Here is a 15599-nt window from a genome sequence, read left to right as displayed (position 1 = left end):
TGACGCCAGCGATACGTGCCAAACGTATGTTCCTTCGGTTGCGGTTCCGTAATCCCGGAACCTTTTTTCACAACTGAGGCCCGAAAGCATCCTGCCTTCGGGCCGCTCTGCCCGTTGCCGCCGTGGCGCACGCCTTGTGCGACAAAAGGTCGATTCATGATCGAGACGCCGTGCCTAGGGCGAATCCCGTTTCTCGTCAAGGGGGAGTATCACGCCTTGTCAAGCACCGCCTTGATCTCGGCCGACACGGCGTCGATCTCGCCCAGCCCGTCGACGACGGAAAGCTGACCCTTGGCGTGGTAATAGCCGATCAGCGGCGAGGTCTTCTTGTAATATTCCATCAGCCGCTGGCGCAGGCTGTCGGCATTGTCGTCGGCGCGGCGGGTGAACTCGGTCGCGCCGCATTTGACGCATCTGCCATCGGCCGGAATCGGGCGGCTGATGTCGTTATAGACCTCGCCGCAGTTCGCGCAGGTCGAGCGCGCGGTGATCCGCGCCACCAGCGCCTCGTCATCGACGCGCATCTCGATCACGGCATCGAGCCGCTGGCCCATGTTGTCGAGCAGGGCGCCCAGCGCATCGGCCTGGGCCAGCGTGCGGGGGAAGCCGTCGAAGATGAACCCGCCGCCGCCCGAGGCGAGCTTTTCGGCGATCAGGCCGATCACGATCTCGTCGGTCACCAGTTCGCCGCGATCCATGACCGCCGCCACCCTTTTCCCCATCTCGGTGCCCGAGCTGCGCGCCTCGCGCAGCATGTCGCCGGTGGAAAGCTGGGTCATGCCCCGTTCCTCCACGAGCCGGCGGGCTTGCGTGCCCTTCCCGGCCCCCGGGGGGCCCAACAGGATGATGTTCATCTGCGCGCTGTCCCTTTTCTTGCGCCTTTGCGCTTGCGTCTGAGTTGCGATTTCTCGATCAGGCCCTCGTACTGGTGCGCCAGAAGATGGGACTGGACCTGCTGGATCGTGTCCATCGTCACCGAGACGACGATCAGGACCGATGTGCCGCCGAAATAGAACGGGATGGCAAGCTGGGCGCGCAACACCTCGGGCAGCATGCAGACCAGCGCCAGATAGCCCGAGCCGAGCACCAGGATGCGGGTCACGACATAGTCGAGATATTCCTGCGTGCGCTTGCCCGGCCGGATCCCCGGAACGAAGCCGTTCTGGTTCTTGAGATTCTCGGCCACGTCCTCGGTCTTGAAGGCCACGTTCAACGTGTAGAAATAGGTGAAGAAGATGATCATGCCCGAGAAGAAGGCGAGGTAGAGAGGCTGGCCGGGACCGAAATAGGCCAGCAGCGCCGTCATCACCGGCCCTGCCTGGTTGTGCGAGAAGGTCGCCACCGTCGTCGGCAGCAGCAGCAGCGACGAGGCGAAGATCGCCGGGATCACGCCCGCCGGGTTCACCTTGACCGGCAGGTGCGAGGAGCCGCCGTCATAGACCTTCATCCCCACCTGGCGGCGCGGATACTGGATGTGGATCTTTCGCAAGGCCCGTTCCATGAACACCACGAAGGCGATCGTGACCACGACCATCACGATCACGCCGATGATGACCGCGGGCGAGAGCGCGCCGGAGCGGCCCTGGCTGAAGAACTGCGCAAGAGCGGCGGGGATTTCCGCGATGATGCCGACGAAGATGATCAGCGAGATGCCGTTACCGACGCCGCGCGCGGTGATCTGTTCGCCCAGCCACATCAGGAACATGGTGCCGCCGACCAGCGTGATGACCGTGCCCGCGCGGAAGAACCAGCCCGGATCGGAGGCAAGCCCCCCGGCCTCGAGGCTGACGGCAAGGCCATAGGCCTGGAAGGTCGCGAGGAACACCGTGCCGTAGCGGGTATACTGGTTCAGCTTCTTGCGGCCCTGCTCGCCCTCTTTCTTGAGCTGTTCGAGCTGGGGCACCATCGCGGCCAGAAGCTGCACGATGATCGAGGCCGAGATATAGGGCATGATGCCGAGGGCGAAGATGCCCATCCGCCCCAGCGCGCCGCCGGTGAACATCGACAGGATGCCCCCCAGACCGGCCGCGGCCTGGTCCATGAAGTTGCGCAACTCGACCCCGTCGATGCCGGGCACCGGGATATAGGTGCCCAGGCGATAGACGATCAGAAGACCGAGGGTGTAGAAGATGCGCTGGCGCAGCTCGGTGGCCTTGCCGAAGGCCCCCCAGCTCATGTTCGCGGCCATTTGCTCTGCTGCAGATGCCATGCTGAGCCTCTGTTCAAGGACAAAGCCGCCGAAACCGTCTTCCGGCTCCGGCGGCGCAATGGAAAACTAGGTCAGGATGTAATCGGCCCGGAGCCCGCGAACAACCACTTATTCGGTCGCCTCGGCCGGGGCGGAGGTCCTGAGCGTGCCGCCGGCCTTTTCGACGGCCTCGACAGCCGCGCGCGAGGCGCCGGTCACGTCGAGCGTCAGCTTGCCGGTCACCTCGCCCTTGGCGAGCACGCGGACGCCGTCAAGCTTGCGGCGCACCAGACCCGAAGCCACCAGCGCATCCTCGGTGATGGGCGCGGTGCCGTCGAGCTTGCCCGCATCGACGAATTTCTGGATCAGGCCGAGATTGACCACCGCATAGGACTTGCGGTTCGGCTTGGTGAAGCCGCGCTTGGGCAGGCGCTGGTAGAGCGGCATCTGGCCGCCCTCGAAGGCGTTGATCGAGACGCCCGAGCGCGATTTCTGGCCCTTGATGCCGCGCCCGGCGGTCTTGCCCTTGCCCGAGCCCGGCCCCCGGCCGACCCGCTTGGCCTTTTTCGCGGCGCCGGGGTTGTCGCGCAGTTCATTGAGTTTCATGTCGCTTCTCCTGAGCCGGACGCGCCCCCGAAGCGAATTGGGCGGCCACGGCGTTAGCTGGATGTGAGATGCGGCCCGTGGGGGCCACCGGGGGCGTATAGACGGGACTCCGCGCCCATGCAAGCCTTTGCGCGCGGCATCGGGACGCGTGTCCGGCAGGGTGCATTGTCTTCGGTCGGGCGGGACGCTGGCGCGGGGAGATGCGAGCGGGACGGGTCTCGCTTGCGCTCCGGTGGGCCGATCGCCCGGCGATGGACCGCCAGTTCCGCGGGCCGCAACGGCAGCGCGCCGAGGGGGGAATCTGCCCCGCGAAAAGCGCGAAAAAGAGAAAAGCGCCCCAAGTGATGCGGGGCGCTTTCCGATCCGTAGGGTGGGTGTCAACCCACCGCCCGCTCAGCCGCGTTCCTCGACGATCTCGACGAGATGCGGGATCTTGGCGACCATGCCGCGGATCGAGGGGGTGTCCTCGAGTTCGCGGGTGCGGTGCATCTTGTTCAGGCCCAGGCCGATGAGGATCTGGCGCTGGACGGCGGGGCGGCGGATCGGCGAGCCGATCTGCTTGACCACGATGGTTTTCTTGGTCATGGGATCGCCTCCTTACGCTTCGGCGACGGCTTCGGCCGGCGCGTCATCCCGTTTCAGGATGTCGGCCACCTTCTTGCCGCGGCGCTGCGCCACCTGACGGGGCGAGCTTTCCTTGCGCAGCCCGTCGAGCGTCGCGCGGATCATGTTGTAGGGGTTCTGCGAACCGATGGATTTCGCCACCACGTCCTGCACCCCCAGCATCTCGAACACCGCGCGCATCGGGCCGCCCGCGATGATCCCGGTCCCTTGCGGGGCCGAGCGCATCACGACGCGGCCGGCGCCGTGGCGGCCTTCCATGTCGTGGTGCAGGGTGCGGCCCTCGCGGAGCGGCACGCGCATCATGGACCGCTTGGCCTGTTCGGTGGCCTTGCGGATCGCCTCGGGCACTTCCTTGGCCTTGCCCTTGCCGAAGCCCACGCGGCCCTTCTGGTCGCCCACCACCACGAGGGCTGCAAAGCCGAAGCGCTTGCCGCCCTTCACGGTCTTGGAGACCCGGTTGATCGCCACGAGACGATCGGCGAATTCCGGGGTCTCGTCGCGGTCGCGGCGGTCCCGGCGGTGTTCACGTTCTGCCATGTCTCGTCTCCTCAGAACTTCAGCCCGCCCTCACGGGCGGCATCGGCCAGCGCCTTGACGCGCCCGTGATAGAGATAGCCGCCGCGGTCGAAATAGCATTCCTCGACCCCGGCCTTTCTGGCCCGCTCGGCGATCGCCGCGCCGACCTTGGCGGCCGCCTCGACATTGTTCTTGCCGACCACGCCCAGATCCTTTTCCAGGCTGGAAGCGGCGGCCAGCGTCACGCCGGCGACATCGTCGATCAGCTGAACGCTGATGTTCTTGTTGCTGCGGAAGACCGACAGGCGCAGGCGCCCGTCGCTCATCTTGCGCAGCTTGTTCCGCACGCGCAGGCGGCGTTTCTGGAACAGGTCCCGTTTGCTGTTTGCCATCTGTCGCGCCCTTACTTCTTCTTGCCTTCCTTGCGGAAGATGAATTCGCCCTTGTAGCGGATGCCCTTGCCCTTGTAGGGCTCGGGACCGCGCCATTCGCGAATGTTCGCTGCCACCTGGCCGACCTGTTGCTGGTCGATGCCCTCGACGACGATCTCGGTCTGCTTGGGCGTCGTCACGGTGACGCCCTGCGGGACCTCGAAATTCACGTCATGGCTGTAGCCGAGGTTCAGCTTCAGCATGTTGCCCTGGCTCTGGGCGCGGTAGCCGACGCCCTGGATTTCGAGCTCGCGCTTGAAGCCCTGGGTCACGCCCTGCACGAGATTCGCGACCATGGTGCGCGACATCCCCCATTGCTGGCGCGCCCGCTTGGAGCTGCCCCGGGGGGTGACGGAGACGGAATTGCCCTCGACCGCGATGGTGACATCATCGGTCGCGGTGAAGCTACGGGTGCCCTTGGGCCCCTTCACTTCGACGGTCTGGCCGGAGACGGATGCGGTCACACCCGACGGCAGCTCGACCGGTCTTTTGCCAATACGAGACATTGCCTTCCTCCTTAGAACACGGTGCAGAGCACTTCGCCGCCGACATTCGCCGAGCGCGCGGCCGCATCCGACATCACGCCCCGAGAGGTCGAGACGATGGACACGCCCAGGCCCTGACGCACCTGCGGCAGTTCGCCAACGCCCATGTAGACGCGGCGGCCGGGTTTCGACACGCGCTTGAGTTCGCGGATCACGGGCTGGCCTTCGAAGTATTTCAGGCTGACTTCAAGTTCGGGCAGGCCGTTGGGGCCGTCCACCTTCTCGTAGCCGCGGATGTAACCTTCGTCGGTCAGCACATCCAGCACCCAGGCGCGCAGTTTGGAGGCCGGGGTGCGGACGGTGGACTTGCCGCGCATCTGCGCGTTGCGGATGCGGGTCAGCATATCGCCGAGAGGATCGTTCACGGACATTTCTTCCCCTCCTTACCAGCTCGACTTCACCATGCCGGGGATCTGGCCCTGAGAGCCGAGTTCCCGAAGCATGATCCGCGAGACCTTGAGCTTGCGGTAATAGGCGTGCGGACGCCCGGTGAGCTGACAGCGGTTGTGCAGCCGCGTTGCCGAGGAGTTGCGCGGCAGCTTGGCGAGCTTGAGCCGCGCCTTGAACCGCTCTTCCATCGGAAGTTCCTCGTTTTTTGCGATTTCCTTCAGGCGGGCGCGCTTGGCAGCATATTGCTTGACCAGGCGCTGGCGCTTGAGTTCGCGTTCGATCATGGATTTCTTGGCCATTGGTCCTGTTCCTCCCGCGATCAGCTGTTGAACGGCATGTTGAAATGCTTCAACAGCGCCTTCGCTTCCGCGTCGGTTTTCGCGGTGGTGGCGATGACGATGTCCATCCCCCAGACCTCGTCGACCTTGTCATAGTCGATCTCGGGGAAGACGATGTGCTCTTTCAGACCCATCGCGTAATTGCCGCGCCCGTCGAAGGACTTGCCGGGAACGCCGCGGAAGTCGCGGACCCGGGGCATGGCGATGGTGATGAGGCGGTCGAGGAATTCGTACATGCGGTCGCCGCGCAGCGTGACCTTGGCGCCGAGCGGCATGTCCTCGCGGACGCGGAAGCCGGCGATCGACTTCTTGGCCTTGGTGATGACGGCCTTCTGACCGGCGATGCGGGTCAGATCCTCCCGGGCCGACTTGGCCTTCTTGGAGTCGCGGACCGCCTCGGCGCCGCAGCCGATGTTCAGCACGATCTTGTCGAGCCGCGGGATCATCATGTCGTTCCTGTAGCCGAACTCTTCCTTGAGCGCAGCCTTGATCGTCTCGCGGTAGACCGATTTCAGGCGCGGGGTATAGGTGGCGGCATCAAGCATCGATCACGTCCCCCGTGGTCTTGGCATAGCGCACCTTCTTGCCGTCCTCGATCTTGAAGCCGACGCGGGTGGGCTTGCCATTCTTGTCGATGATGGCAAGGTTCGAAAGGTCGATCGGCATCGCCTTGGAGATGCGGCCGGCCTGGGTGGTCTGGGTCAGCTTCTGGTGGCGGATGGCCATGTTGATGCCGTCTACCACGGCCTTGCCGGCCTTGGGATCGACGGACGTGATCACGCCCTCGCGGCCCTTGTCCTTGCCGGTCAGCACGATCACCTTATCGCCCTTCTTGAGCTTGGCAGCCATCACAGCACCTCCGGGGCGAGCGAGATGATCTTCATGAAGTTCTTCGCCCGAAGCTCGCGCACCACCGGCCCGAAGATGCGGGTGCCGACGGGCTCGAGATTGTTGTTGAGGATCACGGCGGCGTTGCGATCGAAGCGGATCGCGGTGCCGTCCTCGCGGCGCACTTCCTTGGCGGTGCGCACGACGACGGCCTTGCGGACATCGCCCTTCTTGACGCGGCCGCGCGGGATCGCCTCTTTCACCGACACCACGATGATGTCGCCGACGCTGGCATATTTCCGCTTGGACCCGCCGAGGACCTTGATGCACTGAACCCGGCGTGCGCCGGAGTTGTCAGCGACATCCAGATTGGTCTGCATCTGGATCATTTGGTTTCTCCCGACCTTTGGGGACGTCTTGCCCCAGGGTTTCGTTCAAACCGGGCTGTGGGGATCAGGTCAGACCTGCGCCACCACCTCCCAGCGTTTCGTCTTGGACTTGGGCGCGCATTCCTGGATGCGTACGATATCGCCAACCTTGAAGGTGTTGGCTTCGTCATGGGCCCGGTATTTCTTGGTCTTGCGGATCGTCTTCTGCAGCACGGGGTGCTTGAAGCGACGCTCGACCAGGACCGTCACGGTCTGGTCGTTCTTGTCCGAGGTCACGGTGCCTTGCAGGATACGTTTGGGCATCTGTCTGGCTCCTTACTCGGCCGCCGCGCGGGCTTTTTCGTTCAGAACGGTCTTGATCCGGGCGACATTGCGCCGGATCTGCCGGACACGGGCGGTGTTCTCCATCGCGCCGGTGGCCTGCTGGAAGCGGAGGTTGAACGCCTCCTTCTTCAGGGCCACAAGCTGATCGCGGAGCTGGTCGGGGGTCTTGTCCCGAAGTTCGCTGGCGTTCATGCGCCTTGTTCCTTTCAACATCACCGAAGGGCCCCTCTTGGGTCACCCGGGATTCGGTGGAGTTCACATAGAAGCGTCGCCTATAGGGGAGATGCGATGGCGAGGCAAGCCGAAAGTCTCGGGGCGCGATCCTTTCGCAAGGGACGGTGGCGCCCGATCGCGGCGCGCCTCAGCGGGCGCAGTCGGCGCATCTGGTCATCGTGGGATCGAGATCGAGGCGCGGCAGGCCGATGAAATCGCCGCAATCGGCGCACCAGCCGAACTCGCCGTTCCCGATCCGCCGGATCGCGGCTTCCAGCGCCCGGCCGCGGGCGTGGCGGCGGGCATCCTGGGCCGCGGCCATCGCCTGTTGCTGAATGGCGTCCATGCGGCTGAGCCGTCCGACGCTCTGCTGGTCCAGTTCCACGGGCCTGCGATCGGCGGCGGTGCTTGCCGAGGCCGACCGAAGGGCGTCGAGCTCGGCGCGCAGGCGCGGCAGGAACAGCGCCTTCAGCGCGTCCGGGTCGGGCATGTCGGTCATTCGGTTCACCGCATCAGCACGACGGGGCATTTGCAGGTGCGGATCATCGCGGTGGTGGTCGATCCGATGACCAGGGTGCGGATGCGCGAATGGCCATAGGCGCCCATCACCATAAGGTCGATCCCGCCGCTCTCTGCCAGATCGCCCAGCGCCTTTTCGGGCTGGCCCTTCAGAATGCGCGTCTCGGCCTCGTGGCCACCGGCCTTCAGCGTGGCCCGCGCATTGTCCAGCGCACCGCGCAGTTCGGCATTGTCGGACCCGGCGCTGGCGACGATGACCTCGAGCCCGGCAAACAGCGGATCGCGGGCGACGTAGTCGACCGCCTTCATCGCGGATACGCCGCCGTCATAGGCGATCAGCACACGGTTGATCGGCCTGAAGGCACGATTGGCGACGAAGACCGGCTTGTGGCTGGCGCGCACGATGCGTTCGAAATTCGAGCCCAGATGTGGGCTGTCCAGCCCCGCCGCCTCGCCACGCTTGCCGATCAGGATCATGTCGGCTACGCCTTCCTTGGCCTCGACGGTGGCCACGATGTCGTCGTGGCGCAGCCGCGTGATCACGTTCGCGACCCCCTCGGCCTCGATCAGCGCCTTCGCGTCCTCCAGGATCGCGCGGCCCTGCGCCTGGGCGAGCCTGGCATGCTGTTCATCCAGCGCGCTGAGCTGTTCCATCAATTTCGAGCGCGCGCCCAGCCGGATCGAGCCGGACAGGTCGCGCTGCCCCCGCGCGCGGCGCGGGTCGATCACATGGTAGAGCTTGACCTGCGCCCCGGTGCGGCCCGCGATCCAGGCGGCGTGGTGGCAGACGCTTTCGGAATAGGCCGAGCCATCTACCAGTGCCATCAGTATTCCAGACATCCTTACCCCCTCAATGTCCCATCAGGTCGTCCATCGCGCCCGGCTTGTCATGCACAGCCAGCCGGTCGACGATGGTCTCGGAGGCCTTGTTCAGCCCCACGATCTCGACCGTCGCGCCCTCGCGGCGGAACTTGAGCACGGCCATGTCCAGCGCTGCAACGGACGAAACGTCCCAGATATGCGCGCGGCTGACGTCGATGGTGACGTGTTCCAGGGCCTCCTTGAAGTCGAAGGCCTTCATGAAATCCTCGGCCGAGGCGAAGAACAGCTGGCCTTCGACCATATAGGTCCGGGTGCGGCCGTCTTCGGAGATCTCGGAGCGCACCGCGAAGAGCTGCGCAATCTTGCCCGCGAAGAAGATGCCCGACAGCAGCACGCCGACCAGAACCCCGATCGCCAGGTTGTGGGTGTAGACCACGAAGAACACGGTCGCCAGCATCACGATCGAGGACGAGCGCGGATGCTCGCGCAGGTTCCGGATCGACGACCACGAAAAGGTTCCGATCGAGACCATGATCATGATCGCCACCAGCGCCGCCATCGGGATCTGCGTCACCAGATCGCCGAGCGCCACGATCATGAACAGCAGGAACACGCCAGAGGCGCAGGTCGACAGCCGTCCGCGCCCGCCGGATTTCACGTTGATGATGGACTGGCCGATCATCGCGCAACCCGCGATCCCGCCGATGAACCCGGTCGCGGTATTGGCCACGCCCTGGCCGATGCACTCCTGGTTGCGGTTGCTGGGCGTGTCGGTCAGGTCGTCGACAATGGTCTGGGTCATCAGGCTTTCCAGCAGGCCCACCACCGCCACCGCCAGCGAATAGGGCAGGATGATCTGCAGGGTCTCCAGGTTCAGCGGGATGTCGGGGATCAGGAAGACCGGCAGCGCGTCGGGCAGGTCGCCCACGTCGCCCACGGTGCGCACATCCAGCCCCAGCAGCGCCGCAGCAACCGTCAGCACCACGATGGTGACAAGAGGAGAGGGGATCGCGGTTGTCAGCATCGGGAAGAGATAGATGATCGCAAGGCCAACCGCGACCAGCGCGTAGGTCACCCAGGTCACACCGGTCAGTTCCGGGATCTGCGCGAGGAAGATCAGGATCGCCAGCGCGTTGACGAAGCCGGTGATGACGGATCGCGAGACGAACCGCATCAGATAGCCCAGCTTGGCCAGCCCCGCGCCGATCTGGATCAGACCCGCCAGCACGGTCGCGGCCAGCAGGTATTCCAGACCGTGTTCCTTGACCAGCGTCACCATCAGCACCGCGGTCGCCGCCGTCGCTGCCGATATCATGCCCGGACGCCCGCCGGTGATCGCCACGATCACCGCGATCGAGAACGACGCGTAAAGCCCCACCTTGGGATCGACGCCCGCGATGATCGAGAACGCGATCGCCTCGGGGATCAGCGCCAGCGCCACGACAAGCCCGGCCAGGATGTCGCCTCGGACATCGCCGATCCACTGGTCGCGATAGTCGTAAGCGATTTGATCATGCTCAACTCGATTCCTTTTCATCGCTGCGCTGCGATGCGCCGCGGTCTGGATTTTCGGTCTTCCGGAGGGTTTTCACCCGGAGGCACCATTCAGCGAGGCGCCGACAAGTTGCGGTTCGGGCGCTGAATAAAGGGATCCCTGCGAAATGCAAACGGACAAGCCCGCGCAGCGGGGCCTGCCTGCGAAGTCGGCCGGCGATGCGGCGGGCAGCCTGCGGGCCGGTCAGGCGGGACCGGGCCGAGAAGGGCCGGGTCAGGCCAAGCAAGACCGCTTGTCAGGCGCGCCGCCTGGCCCGCTTTCCGGTCTGCCCGACGCGACAGGATCCGTTTCCGGTTACGTCAGGGCGGCAGGGAAGCCATGCGGTCATGCCCCGGCCGCATCGCCCGCCATGCGACCTGCACCGCCCGGCTCAGGCCGAGCCGAGCCGAGCGAATGATCCCGGGCGTGGTTGCGGTACTGGGCGATGGCCCAGTACATCTTGCTGCGCGCGGTTGCGGGGGAGGGCGAGGGTTCGACCGACGCCTCGTTCTGCTTCAGGATCCATTCCGGACCGATCCGGACCATCCAGCGATGTCCCTGATCCTTGAAATAGAACGGCACGATTCCGTCGATCGTGCCCTTGCCGACGAGTTCGTTCTCTCTTTCCTGAATATCGATCTTGAGTGTCACCTGGTATCCTTTGTCTTCAAGCCATGGGGGTCGCGGCCGCCTGCCACGTCCGTTGCGGGCGGTATGCCGGAACTTTCTTGATTTATGATTAATGCGACCGAATGGCCGGACCGCCGAAACGTGCATCGGGCCCGCCTTCCCGAAAGACATAGGAATTCCGAGCGGGTTTGTCCACCGTTGCGCGCCCGTCCAGCCATGGCGCGGATGATTGGCGCGCGGCGTCGTGCGGTGGCGGCCCCGGCGAGGCGTTGCCGGCAGGGGCGGCGGATCATCCCGGCTTGCGGGTCTCGATGCTGGCCGCCCCGGGCCTGTCGAAGACGGCCATCTGGCTGGCGCCGCCGAGGTCGGGATGCTGGCCCGCGATGTCGTGGAACGCGACCGCGTAGCCCGCGGCCCCGGCCACGCGCCCGCACCATTGCCGGAATTTCGCCCGGGGCCATTCGAACCGGTGACCGGGATGGCGCATCCGGTGCGGCGGCACGCCGAGCAGCGGGTTGAACTCGGCATTGGGCGTCGTGATCACGATCATGCGCGGGCGCATTCCTAGGAACAGGGCGCGTTCCAGCTGCGACAGGCGGCCTGGGTCGATATGCTCGATCGTCTCGACGAGAATGGCGCAATCGAACCCGGCCAGATCGGGTGTGGGATCGGTCATCGAGGCTTCGCGCAGGTCGATCCGGGGGGGGAGGGGGCCGAGCGCGTCCAGCCGTCCGCGCAACCGCGCCAGCGCGCTGGGGCAGATATCGACGCCGACGAGTTCCGTGAGGCCGGGCTCTGCGGCCAGCCGCACGAACAGGTCGCCATCACCGCAGCCGAGATCGACCACCCGGGCCGCACCGCTGTCCCGCAGGACCGCTTGCACCGCCTGCAGCCGCTCCTCGTGCAGCCAGCTTGTCATGCGCCCGTCTCCGGGAGGCGCAGCAGCGCCACGTCCCTGACCGGCAGCTCGCGGGCCCGGCCCCGGTCCCCTGCCGGAAACCGGAAGGTCCTGGCCCGGTCGAACAGGAGATGGGTCGGATCCTTGCGGAAATGCCGGTCGACGAACCGTGACTCCCCGGTCCGGAAGCAGGTCCGGAAGGCCGGCCATCCGCCGGGGCGGACCGGCGCGCGCAAGCGGTCGAATTCCTGCGCCGGGCGGTGAAAATGCTCGGCCATCCCGGCCCCGCCGTTGCCGCGCGCGGCCTCGGAGGCGGTGAACCGGCGCGTCATCGGGACAACCTGTCCAGCATCATTTCCCACAATTCGACACCAGGGCGCCGACCGACGGCGGGGCGTGGTCGCGTTCCCCGAACAGATGCCCCATGGCATCGCCGCCCGCAACCGGCCCGGTGGTCCCGGCGGCATTTTCCGAATGGCCCGGTAACGGCCGGTTCGCCCGGAAACCCGGGCGCCGCCGACCGCAATCGCTTGCGTCCCCGACGCGCCGATTGCGCATCGGGGCGGTTGCCATGAACAGGGCGCGCAACATGGGCGGCGCGCGCAGCGGCGGACCGGGCCAGCCTGCCACAGTGCAGCGATGCCGGCTTCCCCGGGCATTGCCGGAGCCGGGGATATGTGGCATCACCTTTTTTCAGACCAATTTCGATCCGGAGACTTCAGCCGCATGCCCGATTACGACGCCCTTCGCGAGGCAATGGTCGATACCCAGGTCCGGCCCTCGGACGTGACGCGCCTGCCGATCATCGAGGCGCTTCTTGCGGTTCCGCGCGAGGAATTCGTGCCCGCGGGGCTTCGCGGCGCGGCCTATATCGGAGAAAACCTGCCCCTCGCGCCCGGCCGCACCGTGCTGGAGGCGCGCAGCTTCGCCAAGATGCTCGAGGCGGTCGCCCCGGGGCCCGGCGATCTGGTGCTGGATCTGGGCTGCGGGCTTGGCTATTCGGCCGCCGTGATCGCCCGGATGGCCGATGCGGTGATCGCGGTCGAGGAGGATGCGGCGATGGCCCGGGAGGCCGAGACGCTGCTGGCCGAGCAGGGCGTGGACAATGTCGCCGTCGAGCGCGCCGCGCTGGCCGAGGGCGCGCCGCGCCACGGCCCCTATGACGCGATCGTGATCGAGGGCGGGATCGAGCATCTGCCCGAGGCGATCCTCGACCAGCTCAAGGAGGGCGGGCGGATCGTGGCGATCTTCGTCGAGGGCAGACTGGGCGTCGCGCGTATCGGCCGCAAGGTCGGTGGGGCGGTCAGTTGGCGCTTTCTCTTCAATGCCGGTGCGCCGGTCCTTCCGGGTTTCGCGCGCTCGCCGCAATTCCAGTTCTAGCGGGCAGGGGCCGTTCATCACCGCCGCGCCCGGGACAGAACAAGAGGCTGCGGACAACAAAGAGCGAGGCAGACATGAGCAGTTTCCTGAAAGTGCTGGGTGGCGCGGCCCTGTCGGCGGCGCTGGTTGTCGGGGGGGCATCCGCGCGCGCCGAGACGCTGACCGACGCGCTGATCGACGCCTACAAGAATTCGCATCTGCTGGAGCAGAACCGCGCGGTGCTGCGTGCCGCCGACGAGGATGTCGCCCGCGCCGTGGCGGCGCTGCGGCCGATCATCGACTTCGCGATCAACGGCCGCTACCAGGACGGCAACACCCGCAGCCCGACCCAGGGGCGGTATTCCTCCAGCGCGCAGGCCGAACTGACCGCGCGGCTTACGCTTTACGACGGCGGCAACAACCGGCTGGCGATCGACGCGGCGCGGGAATCGGTCCTGGCCACCCGCGCGGCGCTTCTGGGGGTCGAGCAGAACGTGCTGCTGGCGGCCGTGCAGGCCTATATGGATGTCTTCTCGGCGGTCCAGAACGTGACCCTCGCCGAGAACAATGTGCGGCTCATCTCGCAGCAATTGCGCGCCACCGAGGACCGCTTCGAGGTCGGCGAGGTGACCCGCACAGACGTTTCGCTGGCCCAGTCGCGGCTGGCGGCCTCGCGCTCGAACCTCGTGTCGGCGCAGGGCAACCTTGCCATCGCGCGCGAAGCCTACAAGCTTGCCATCGGCCGCTATCCCGGCGCGCTCAGCGGCATTCCGCGTTTTCCGGCGCTGCCCCAGAACTCGGATGCGGCCCGTGCGATCGCGGTCAAGACCCATCCCGAAATCGTGCAGGCCCAGCACAACGTCACCGTGGCCGAGTTGAACCTCGGTCGGGCCAAGGCGGCGATGCGGCCCAGCATTTCGGCGAGCGCCGGGGTGGTGGCCGAGGACGATGGCGGCAAATACGGTTCGGTCGGGCTGTCGCTGAACCAGACGATTTATCAGGGCGGCGGGCTTTACGCCGCCGAGCGTCAGGCCCGCGCCGGGGTCGAGCAGGCGCGCGCGGGGCTGTTGCAGGCCGTGAGGCTGGTCGAGGAGCGGGTCGGCAACGCCTGGTCCAGCCTCGCCGTTGCCCGCGCGCAGCTTACCGCGACCGAAGAGCAGATCGCCGCCGCAAAGCTTGCCTTCGAGGGCACCCGCGAGGAAGCGCGGCTGGGCGCGCGCACAACGCTCGACGTGCTCGATGCCGAGCAGGAGCTTCTGGATGCCCGCACCGCCCGGGTGCAGGCCGAGGCGAACCAGTATGTCGCGATCTACCGGGTGCTGTCCGCGATGGGCCTCCTGACGGCCCAGCATCTGGATCTGGGCATTCCGACCTACGATCCGCGCGCCTATTACAACGCGGTCTCGAACGCGCCCGCCAAGAGCATCCAGGGCAAGCAGCTCGACAAGGTTCTGGAAAGACTCGGGCGTAACTGACCGGTCCGCAGGCATTGTCTGGGGGCCACCATCCCGCTACGTTTCGGGGTAAGTTGGCAAACAAGGTCTGCGCTGGATCCATGCCGGAAAGCGTCCCCCCTCGCGACGACGAGATGATCTCGTCGATCCGCCGGAGCGTCGGCGACGAGGCGTCGGCAGGGCCCGGCGCACCGGGACGGCTGATCCTGACGCCTGCATTGCGGGTCGGAACGGAGGGTGGGCCGGCAGAGACACCGCCTGTGCCCGTTCGCGACAAGGCGCCGCCGAGCCTCCCCATGCAGCAGCCCGAATTCGCGGAGGCGTCGAGCCTCGAACAGAGGATCGCCGAGCTGGAAGCGGCCTTTGCCGGCTGCGACGACGAATGGGAACCTGACGGGACCGAGACGCTTGCGGCGGCCACCGGCTGGTCCAGACCCGCCGCTGCCCCCGTGCCGCATGAGGGCAGGGCCGCCGAGACGGCATCGTCGCGCGACCCCGTGGCGGGGGCGTCCGGTCCGCTGGCGGTTCAGGACGACGAGGCGTTGCGCAAGCTGGTGGCCACAATCATCCGGCAGGAGCTTCAGGGCGATCTGGGCGAACGAATGACGAAGAACCTGCGCAAGCTTGTGCGGCGCGAGATCAACCGCGCGCTGACCACGCGCGAAATGGACTAGCGCGGGGAGGGGCGGCGCCCCGGTGGCGATCCCTGCTGGGCGACGAAGACGCAATCCCGCAAAACGCGAAACGCGCCCCGAAGGGCGCGCCTTGGCGTGACCGGGACGAGGATCAGGCCGCTTCGGCCTCCCGGGCCTGGCGGCGTTCGCTTTCCTCGCGCGACAACGCGACCGATGTGCGCACGCCGCGGGCTACGAATTCCATCAGTCCGGTGACGACGCGCTCGTTCGGGTCGATCCCGGCGCAGGACAGCACCTCGCGCCCATCGCGCGAGCGCGCCCAGCGGGCGATCTGCTCGGGTCCGTTCCCGTATTTC

Annotated in this window: 24 protein-coding genes; 3 read left to right on the top strand and 21 right to left on the bottom strand. The window is 66.5% G+C overall.

The genetic code is table 11. The annotated features are described in order from the left end of the window. Positions 1-209: 209 nt before the first annotated feature. The 20 genes from ENN83_RS02920 to ENN83_RS02825 form a co-directional block, all read right to left on the bottom strand. Positions 210-854: an adenylate kinase gene (locus ENN83_RS02920; protein ID WP_287183904.1), complete on the bottom strand. Its 645-nt coding sequence runs from the start codon at positions 852-854 to the stop codon at positions 210-212. Further along, positions 851-2209 carry a preprotein translocase subunit SecY gene (secY, locus tag ENN83_RS02915; protein WP_287183901.1) on the bottom strand — a complete coding sequence of 453 codons (1359 nt, stop codon included), beginning with the start codon at positions 2207-2209 and terminating at the stop codon, positions 851-853. Before secY ends, ENN83_RS02920 begins: the two co-directional genes overlap by 4 nt. Positions 2210-2317: 108 nt before the next feature. Continuing rightward, positions 2318-2794: a 50S ribosomal protein L15 gene (gene rplO / locus ENN83_RS02910; protein WP_287183898.1), complete on the bottom strand. Its 477-nt coding sequence runs from the start codon at positions 2792-2794 to the stop codon at positions 2318-2320. Positions 2795-3187: 393 nt separating this feature from the next. Continuing rightward, positions 3188-3379 carry a 50S ribosomal protein L30 gene (gene rpmD / locus ENN83_RS02905; RefSeq protein ID WP_132545871.1) on the bottom strand — a complete coding sequence of 64 codons (192 nt, stop codon included), beginning with the start codon at positions 3377-3379 and terminating at the stop codon, positions 3188-3190. A 12-nt stretch (positions 3380-3391) separates the two neighbouring features. Next, a complete protein-coding gene (gene rpsE / locus ENN83_RS02900) occupies positions 3392-3955 on the bottom strand; it encodes a 30S ribosomal protein S5 (protein WP_287183894.1) in 564 nt (187 codons plus the stop codon). A gap of 11 nt (positions 3956-3966) precedes the next feature. After that, on the bottom strand, positions 3967-4326 hold the full coding sequence (gene rplR, locus ENN83_RS02895) for a 50S ribosomal protein L18 (protein WP_287183891.1): 360 nt from the start codon (positions 4324-4326) through the stop codon (positions 3967-3969). An 11-nt stretch (positions 4327-4337) separates the two neighbouring features. Beyond that, a complete protein-coding gene (gene rplF, locus ENN83_RS02890) occupies positions 4338-4871 on the bottom strand; it encodes a 50S ribosomal protein L6 (RefSeq protein ID WP_287183889.1) in 534 nt (177 codons plus the stop codon). A gap of 11 nt (positions 4872-4882) precedes the next feature. Further along, on the bottom strand, positions 4883-5281 hold the full coding sequence (gene rpsH / locus ENN83_RS02885; RefSeq protein WP_207894009.1) for a 30S ribosomal protein S8: 399 nt from the start codon (positions 5279-5281) through the stop codon (positions 4883-4885). Between the two features lie 12 nt (positions 5282-5293). After that, a complete protein-coding gene (rpsN, locus tag ENN83_RS02880) occupies positions 5294-5599 on the bottom strand; it encodes a 30S ribosomal protein S14 (RefSeq protein ID WP_287183883.1) in 306 nt (101 codons plus the stop codon). A gap of 20 nt (positions 5600-5619) precedes the next feature. Further along, a complete protein-coding gene (rplE, locus tag ENN83_RS02875) occupies positions 5620-6183 on the bottom strand; it encodes a 50S ribosomal protein L5 (protein ID WP_287183881.1) in 564 nt (187 codons plus the stop codon). After that, entirely contained in the window at positions 6176-6487 is a 312-nt protein-coding gene (gene rplX, locus ENN83_RS02870) for a 50S ribosomal protein L24 (protein WP_287183878.1), read from the bottom strand. Before rplX ends, rplE begins: the two co-directional genes overlap by 8 nt. Continuing rightward, on the bottom strand, positions 6487-6855 hold the full coding sequence (rplN, locus tag ENN83_RS02865; protein ID WP_068344865.1) for a 50S ribosomal protein L14: 369 nt from the start codon (positions 6853-6855) through the stop codon (positions 6487-6489). The genes rplX and rplN overlap by 1 nt, the downstream gene beginning before the upstream one ends. Before the next feature lie 69 nt (positions 6856-6924). Then, positions 6925-7158: a 30S ribosomal protein S17 gene (rpsQ, locus tag ENN83_RS02860; RefSeq protein WP_287183873.1), complete on the bottom strand. Its 234-nt coding sequence runs from the start codon at positions 7156-7158 to the stop codon at positions 6925-6927. A 12-nt stretch (positions 7159-7170) separates the two neighbouring features. Next, entirely contained in the window at positions 7171-7371 is a 201-nt protein-coding gene (rpmC, locus tag ENN83_RS02855; RefSeq protein ID WP_287183870.1) for a 50S ribosomal protein L29, read from the bottom strand. A 169-nt stretch (positions 7372-7540) separates the two neighbouring features. Next, on the bottom strand, positions 7541-7891 hold the full coding sequence (locus tag ENN83_RS02850) for a TraR/DksA family transcriptional regulator (protein ID WP_287183867.1): 351 nt from the start codon (positions 7889-7891) through the stop codon (positions 7541-7543). Positions 7892-7896: 5 nt separating this feature from the next. Further along, on the bottom strand, positions 7897-8751 hold the full coding sequence (locus ENN83_RS02845) for a universal stress protein (protein WP_287183863.1): 855 nt from the start codon (positions 8749-8751) through the stop codon (positions 7897-7899). A 10-nt stretch (positions 8752-8761) separates the two neighbouring features. Next, complete coding sequence (locus tag ENN83_RS02840; RefSeq protein WP_287183859.1) at positions 8762-10270, bottom strand: SulP family inorganic anion transporter; 1509 nt, start codon at positions 10268-10270, stop codon at positions 8762-8764. A gap of 342 nt (positions 10271-10612) precedes the next feature. Next, on the bottom strand, positions 10613-10918 hold the full coding sequence (locus ENN83_RS02835) for a hypothetical protein (RefSeq protein WP_287183857.1): 306 nt from the start codon (positions 10916-10918) through the stop codon (positions 10613-10615). A gap of 268 nt (positions 10919-11186) precedes the next feature. Further along, entirely contained in the window at positions 11187-11816 is a 630-nt protein-coding gene (locus ENN83_RS02830; protein ID WP_287183854.1) for a methyltransferase domain-containing protein, read from the bottom strand. Further along, positions 11813-12127 carry a hypothetical protein gene (locus tag ENN83_RS02825; RefSeq protein WP_287183851.1) on the bottom strand — a complete coding sequence of 105 codons (315 nt, stop codon included), beginning with the start codon at positions 12125-12127 and terminating at the stop codon, positions 11813-11815. The genes ENN83_RS02830 and ENN83_RS02825 overlap by 4 nt, the downstream gene beginning before the upstream one ends. Before the next feature lie 394 nt (positions 12128-12521). Here ENN83_RS02825 and ENN83_RS02820 point away from each other — a divergent pair, with 394 nt between their 5' ends. The 3 genes from ENN83_RS02820 (at position 12522) to ENN83_RS02810 (ending at position 15282) form a co-directional block, all read left to right on the top strand. After that, positions 12522-13175 carry a protein-L-isoaspartate O-methyltransferase family protein gene (locus ENN83_RS02820; RefSeq protein WP_287183848.1) on the top strand — a complete coding sequence of 218 codons (654 nt, stop codon included), beginning with the start codon at positions 12522-12524 and terminating at the stop codon, positions 13173-13175. A gap of 74 nt (positions 13176-13249) precedes the next feature. Continuing rightward, on the top strand, positions 13250-14629 hold the full coding sequence (locus ENN83_RS02815; RefSeq protein WP_287183845.1) for a TolC family outer membrane protein: 1380 nt from the start codon (positions 13250-13252) through the stop codon (positions 14627-14629). A gap of 275 nt (positions 14630-14904) precedes the next feature. Next, entirely contained in the window at positions 14905-15282 is a 378-nt protein-coding gene (locus ENN83_RS02810; RefSeq protein ID WP_287183842.1) for a hypothetical protein, read from the top strand. 112 nt (positions 15283-15394) lie between these two features. Here the strand turns inward: ENN83_RS02810 and ENN83_RS02805 are convergent. Continuing rightward, on the bottom strand, positions 15395-15599 hold a 205-nt coding region (locus ENN83_RS02805; protein ID WP_287183839.1), incomplete at its 5' end, for a DUF6280 family protein.

The sequence above is a fragment of the Rhodovulum sp. genome, from assembly GCF_011048875.1.
In the GTDB taxonomy this organism is placed as follows: Bacteria; Pseudomonadota; Alphaproteobacteria; order Rhodobacterales; family Rhodobacteraceae; genus Rhodovulum; species Rhodovulum tesquicola.
Note: the sequence above shows the minus strand (reverse complement) of the source record. Positions and strands in the feature narration are given on the sequence as shown.

Coding starts and splice junctions, on each gene's coding strand:
- ENN83_RS02920 (WP_287183904.1), bottom strand. CDS start 854: ATGAACATCATCCTGTTGGGCCCCCCGGGGGCCGGGAAGGGCACGCAA.
- secY (WP_287183901.1), bottom strand. CDS start 2,209: ATGGCATCTGCAGCAGAGCAAATGGCCGCGAACATGAGCTGGGGGGCC.
- rplO (WP_287183898.1), bottom strand. CDS start 2,794: ATGAAACTCAATGAACTGCGCGACAACCCCGGCGCCGCGAAAAAGGCC.
- rpmD (WP_132545871.1), bottom strand. CDS start 3,379: ATGACCAAGAAAACCATCGTGGTCAAGCAGATCGGCTCGCCGATCCGC.
- rpsE (WP_287183894.1), bottom strand. CDS start 3,955: ATGGCAGAACGTGAACACCGCCGGGACCGCCGCGACCGCGACGAGACC.
- rplR (WP_287183891.1), bottom strand. CDS start 4,326: ATGGCAAACAGCAAACGGGACCTGTTCCAGAAACGCCGCCTGCGCGTG.
- rplF (WP_287183889.1), bottom strand. CDS start 4,871: ATGTCTCGTATTGGCAAAAGACCGGTCGAGCTGCCGTCGGGTGTGACC.
- rpsH (WP_207894009.1), bottom strand. CDS start 5,281: ATGTCCGTGAACGATCCTCTCGGCGATATGCTGACCCGCATCCGCAAC.
- rpsN (WP_287183883.1), bottom strand. CDS start 5,599: ATGGCCAAGAAATCCATGATCGAACGCGAACTCAAGCGCCAGCGCCTG.
- rplE (WP_287183881.1), bottom strand. CDS start 6,183: ATGCTTGATGCCGCCACCTATACCCCGCGCCTGAAATCGGTCTACCGC.
- rplX (WP_287183878.1), bottom strand. CDS start 6,487: ATGGCTGCCAAGCTCAAGAAGGGCGATAAGGTGATCGTGCTGACCGGC.
- rplN (WP_068344865.1), bottom strand. CDS start 6,855: ATGATCCAGATGCAGACCAATCTGGATGTCGCTGACAACTCCGGCGCA.
- rpsQ (WP_287183873.1), bottom strand. CDS start 7,158: ATGCCCAAACGTATCCTGCAAGGCACCGTGACCTCGGACAAGAACGAC.
- rpmC (WP_287183870.1), bottom strand. CDS start 7,371: ATGAACGCCAGCGAACTTCGGGACAAGACCCCCGACCAGCTCCGCGAT.
- ENN83_RS02850 (WP_287183867.1), bottom strand. CDS start 7,891: ATGACCGACATGCCCGACCCGGACGCGCTGAAGGCGCTGTTCCTGCCG.
- ENN83_RS02845 (WP_287183863.1), bottom strand. CDS start 8,751: ATGTCTGGAATACTGATGGCACTGGTAGATGGCTCGGCCTATTCCGAA.
- ENN83_RS02840 (WP_287183859.1), bottom strand. CDS start 10,270: ATGAAAAGGAATCGAGTTGAGCATGATCAAATCGCTTACGACTATCGC.
- ENN83_RS02830 (WP_287183854.1), bottom strand. CDS start 11,816: ATGACAAGCTGGCTGCACGAGGAGCGGCTGCAGGCGGTGCAAGCGGTC.
- ENN83_RS02825 (WP_287183851.1), bottom strand. CDS start 12,127: ATGACGCGCCGGTTCACCGCCTCCGAGGCCGCGCGCGGCAACGGCGGG.
- ENN83_RS02820 (WP_287183848.1), top strand. CDS start 12,522: ATGCCCGATTACGACGCCCTTCGCGAGGCAATGGTCGATACCCAGGTC.
- ENN83_RS02815 (WP_287183845.1), top strand. CDS start 13,250: ATGAGCAGTTTCCTGAAAGTGCTGGGTGGCGCGGCCCTGTCGGCGGCG.
- ENN83_RS02810 (WP_287183842.1), top strand. CDS start 14,905: ATGCAGCAGCCCGAATTCGCGGAGGCGTCGAGCCTCGAACAGAGGATC.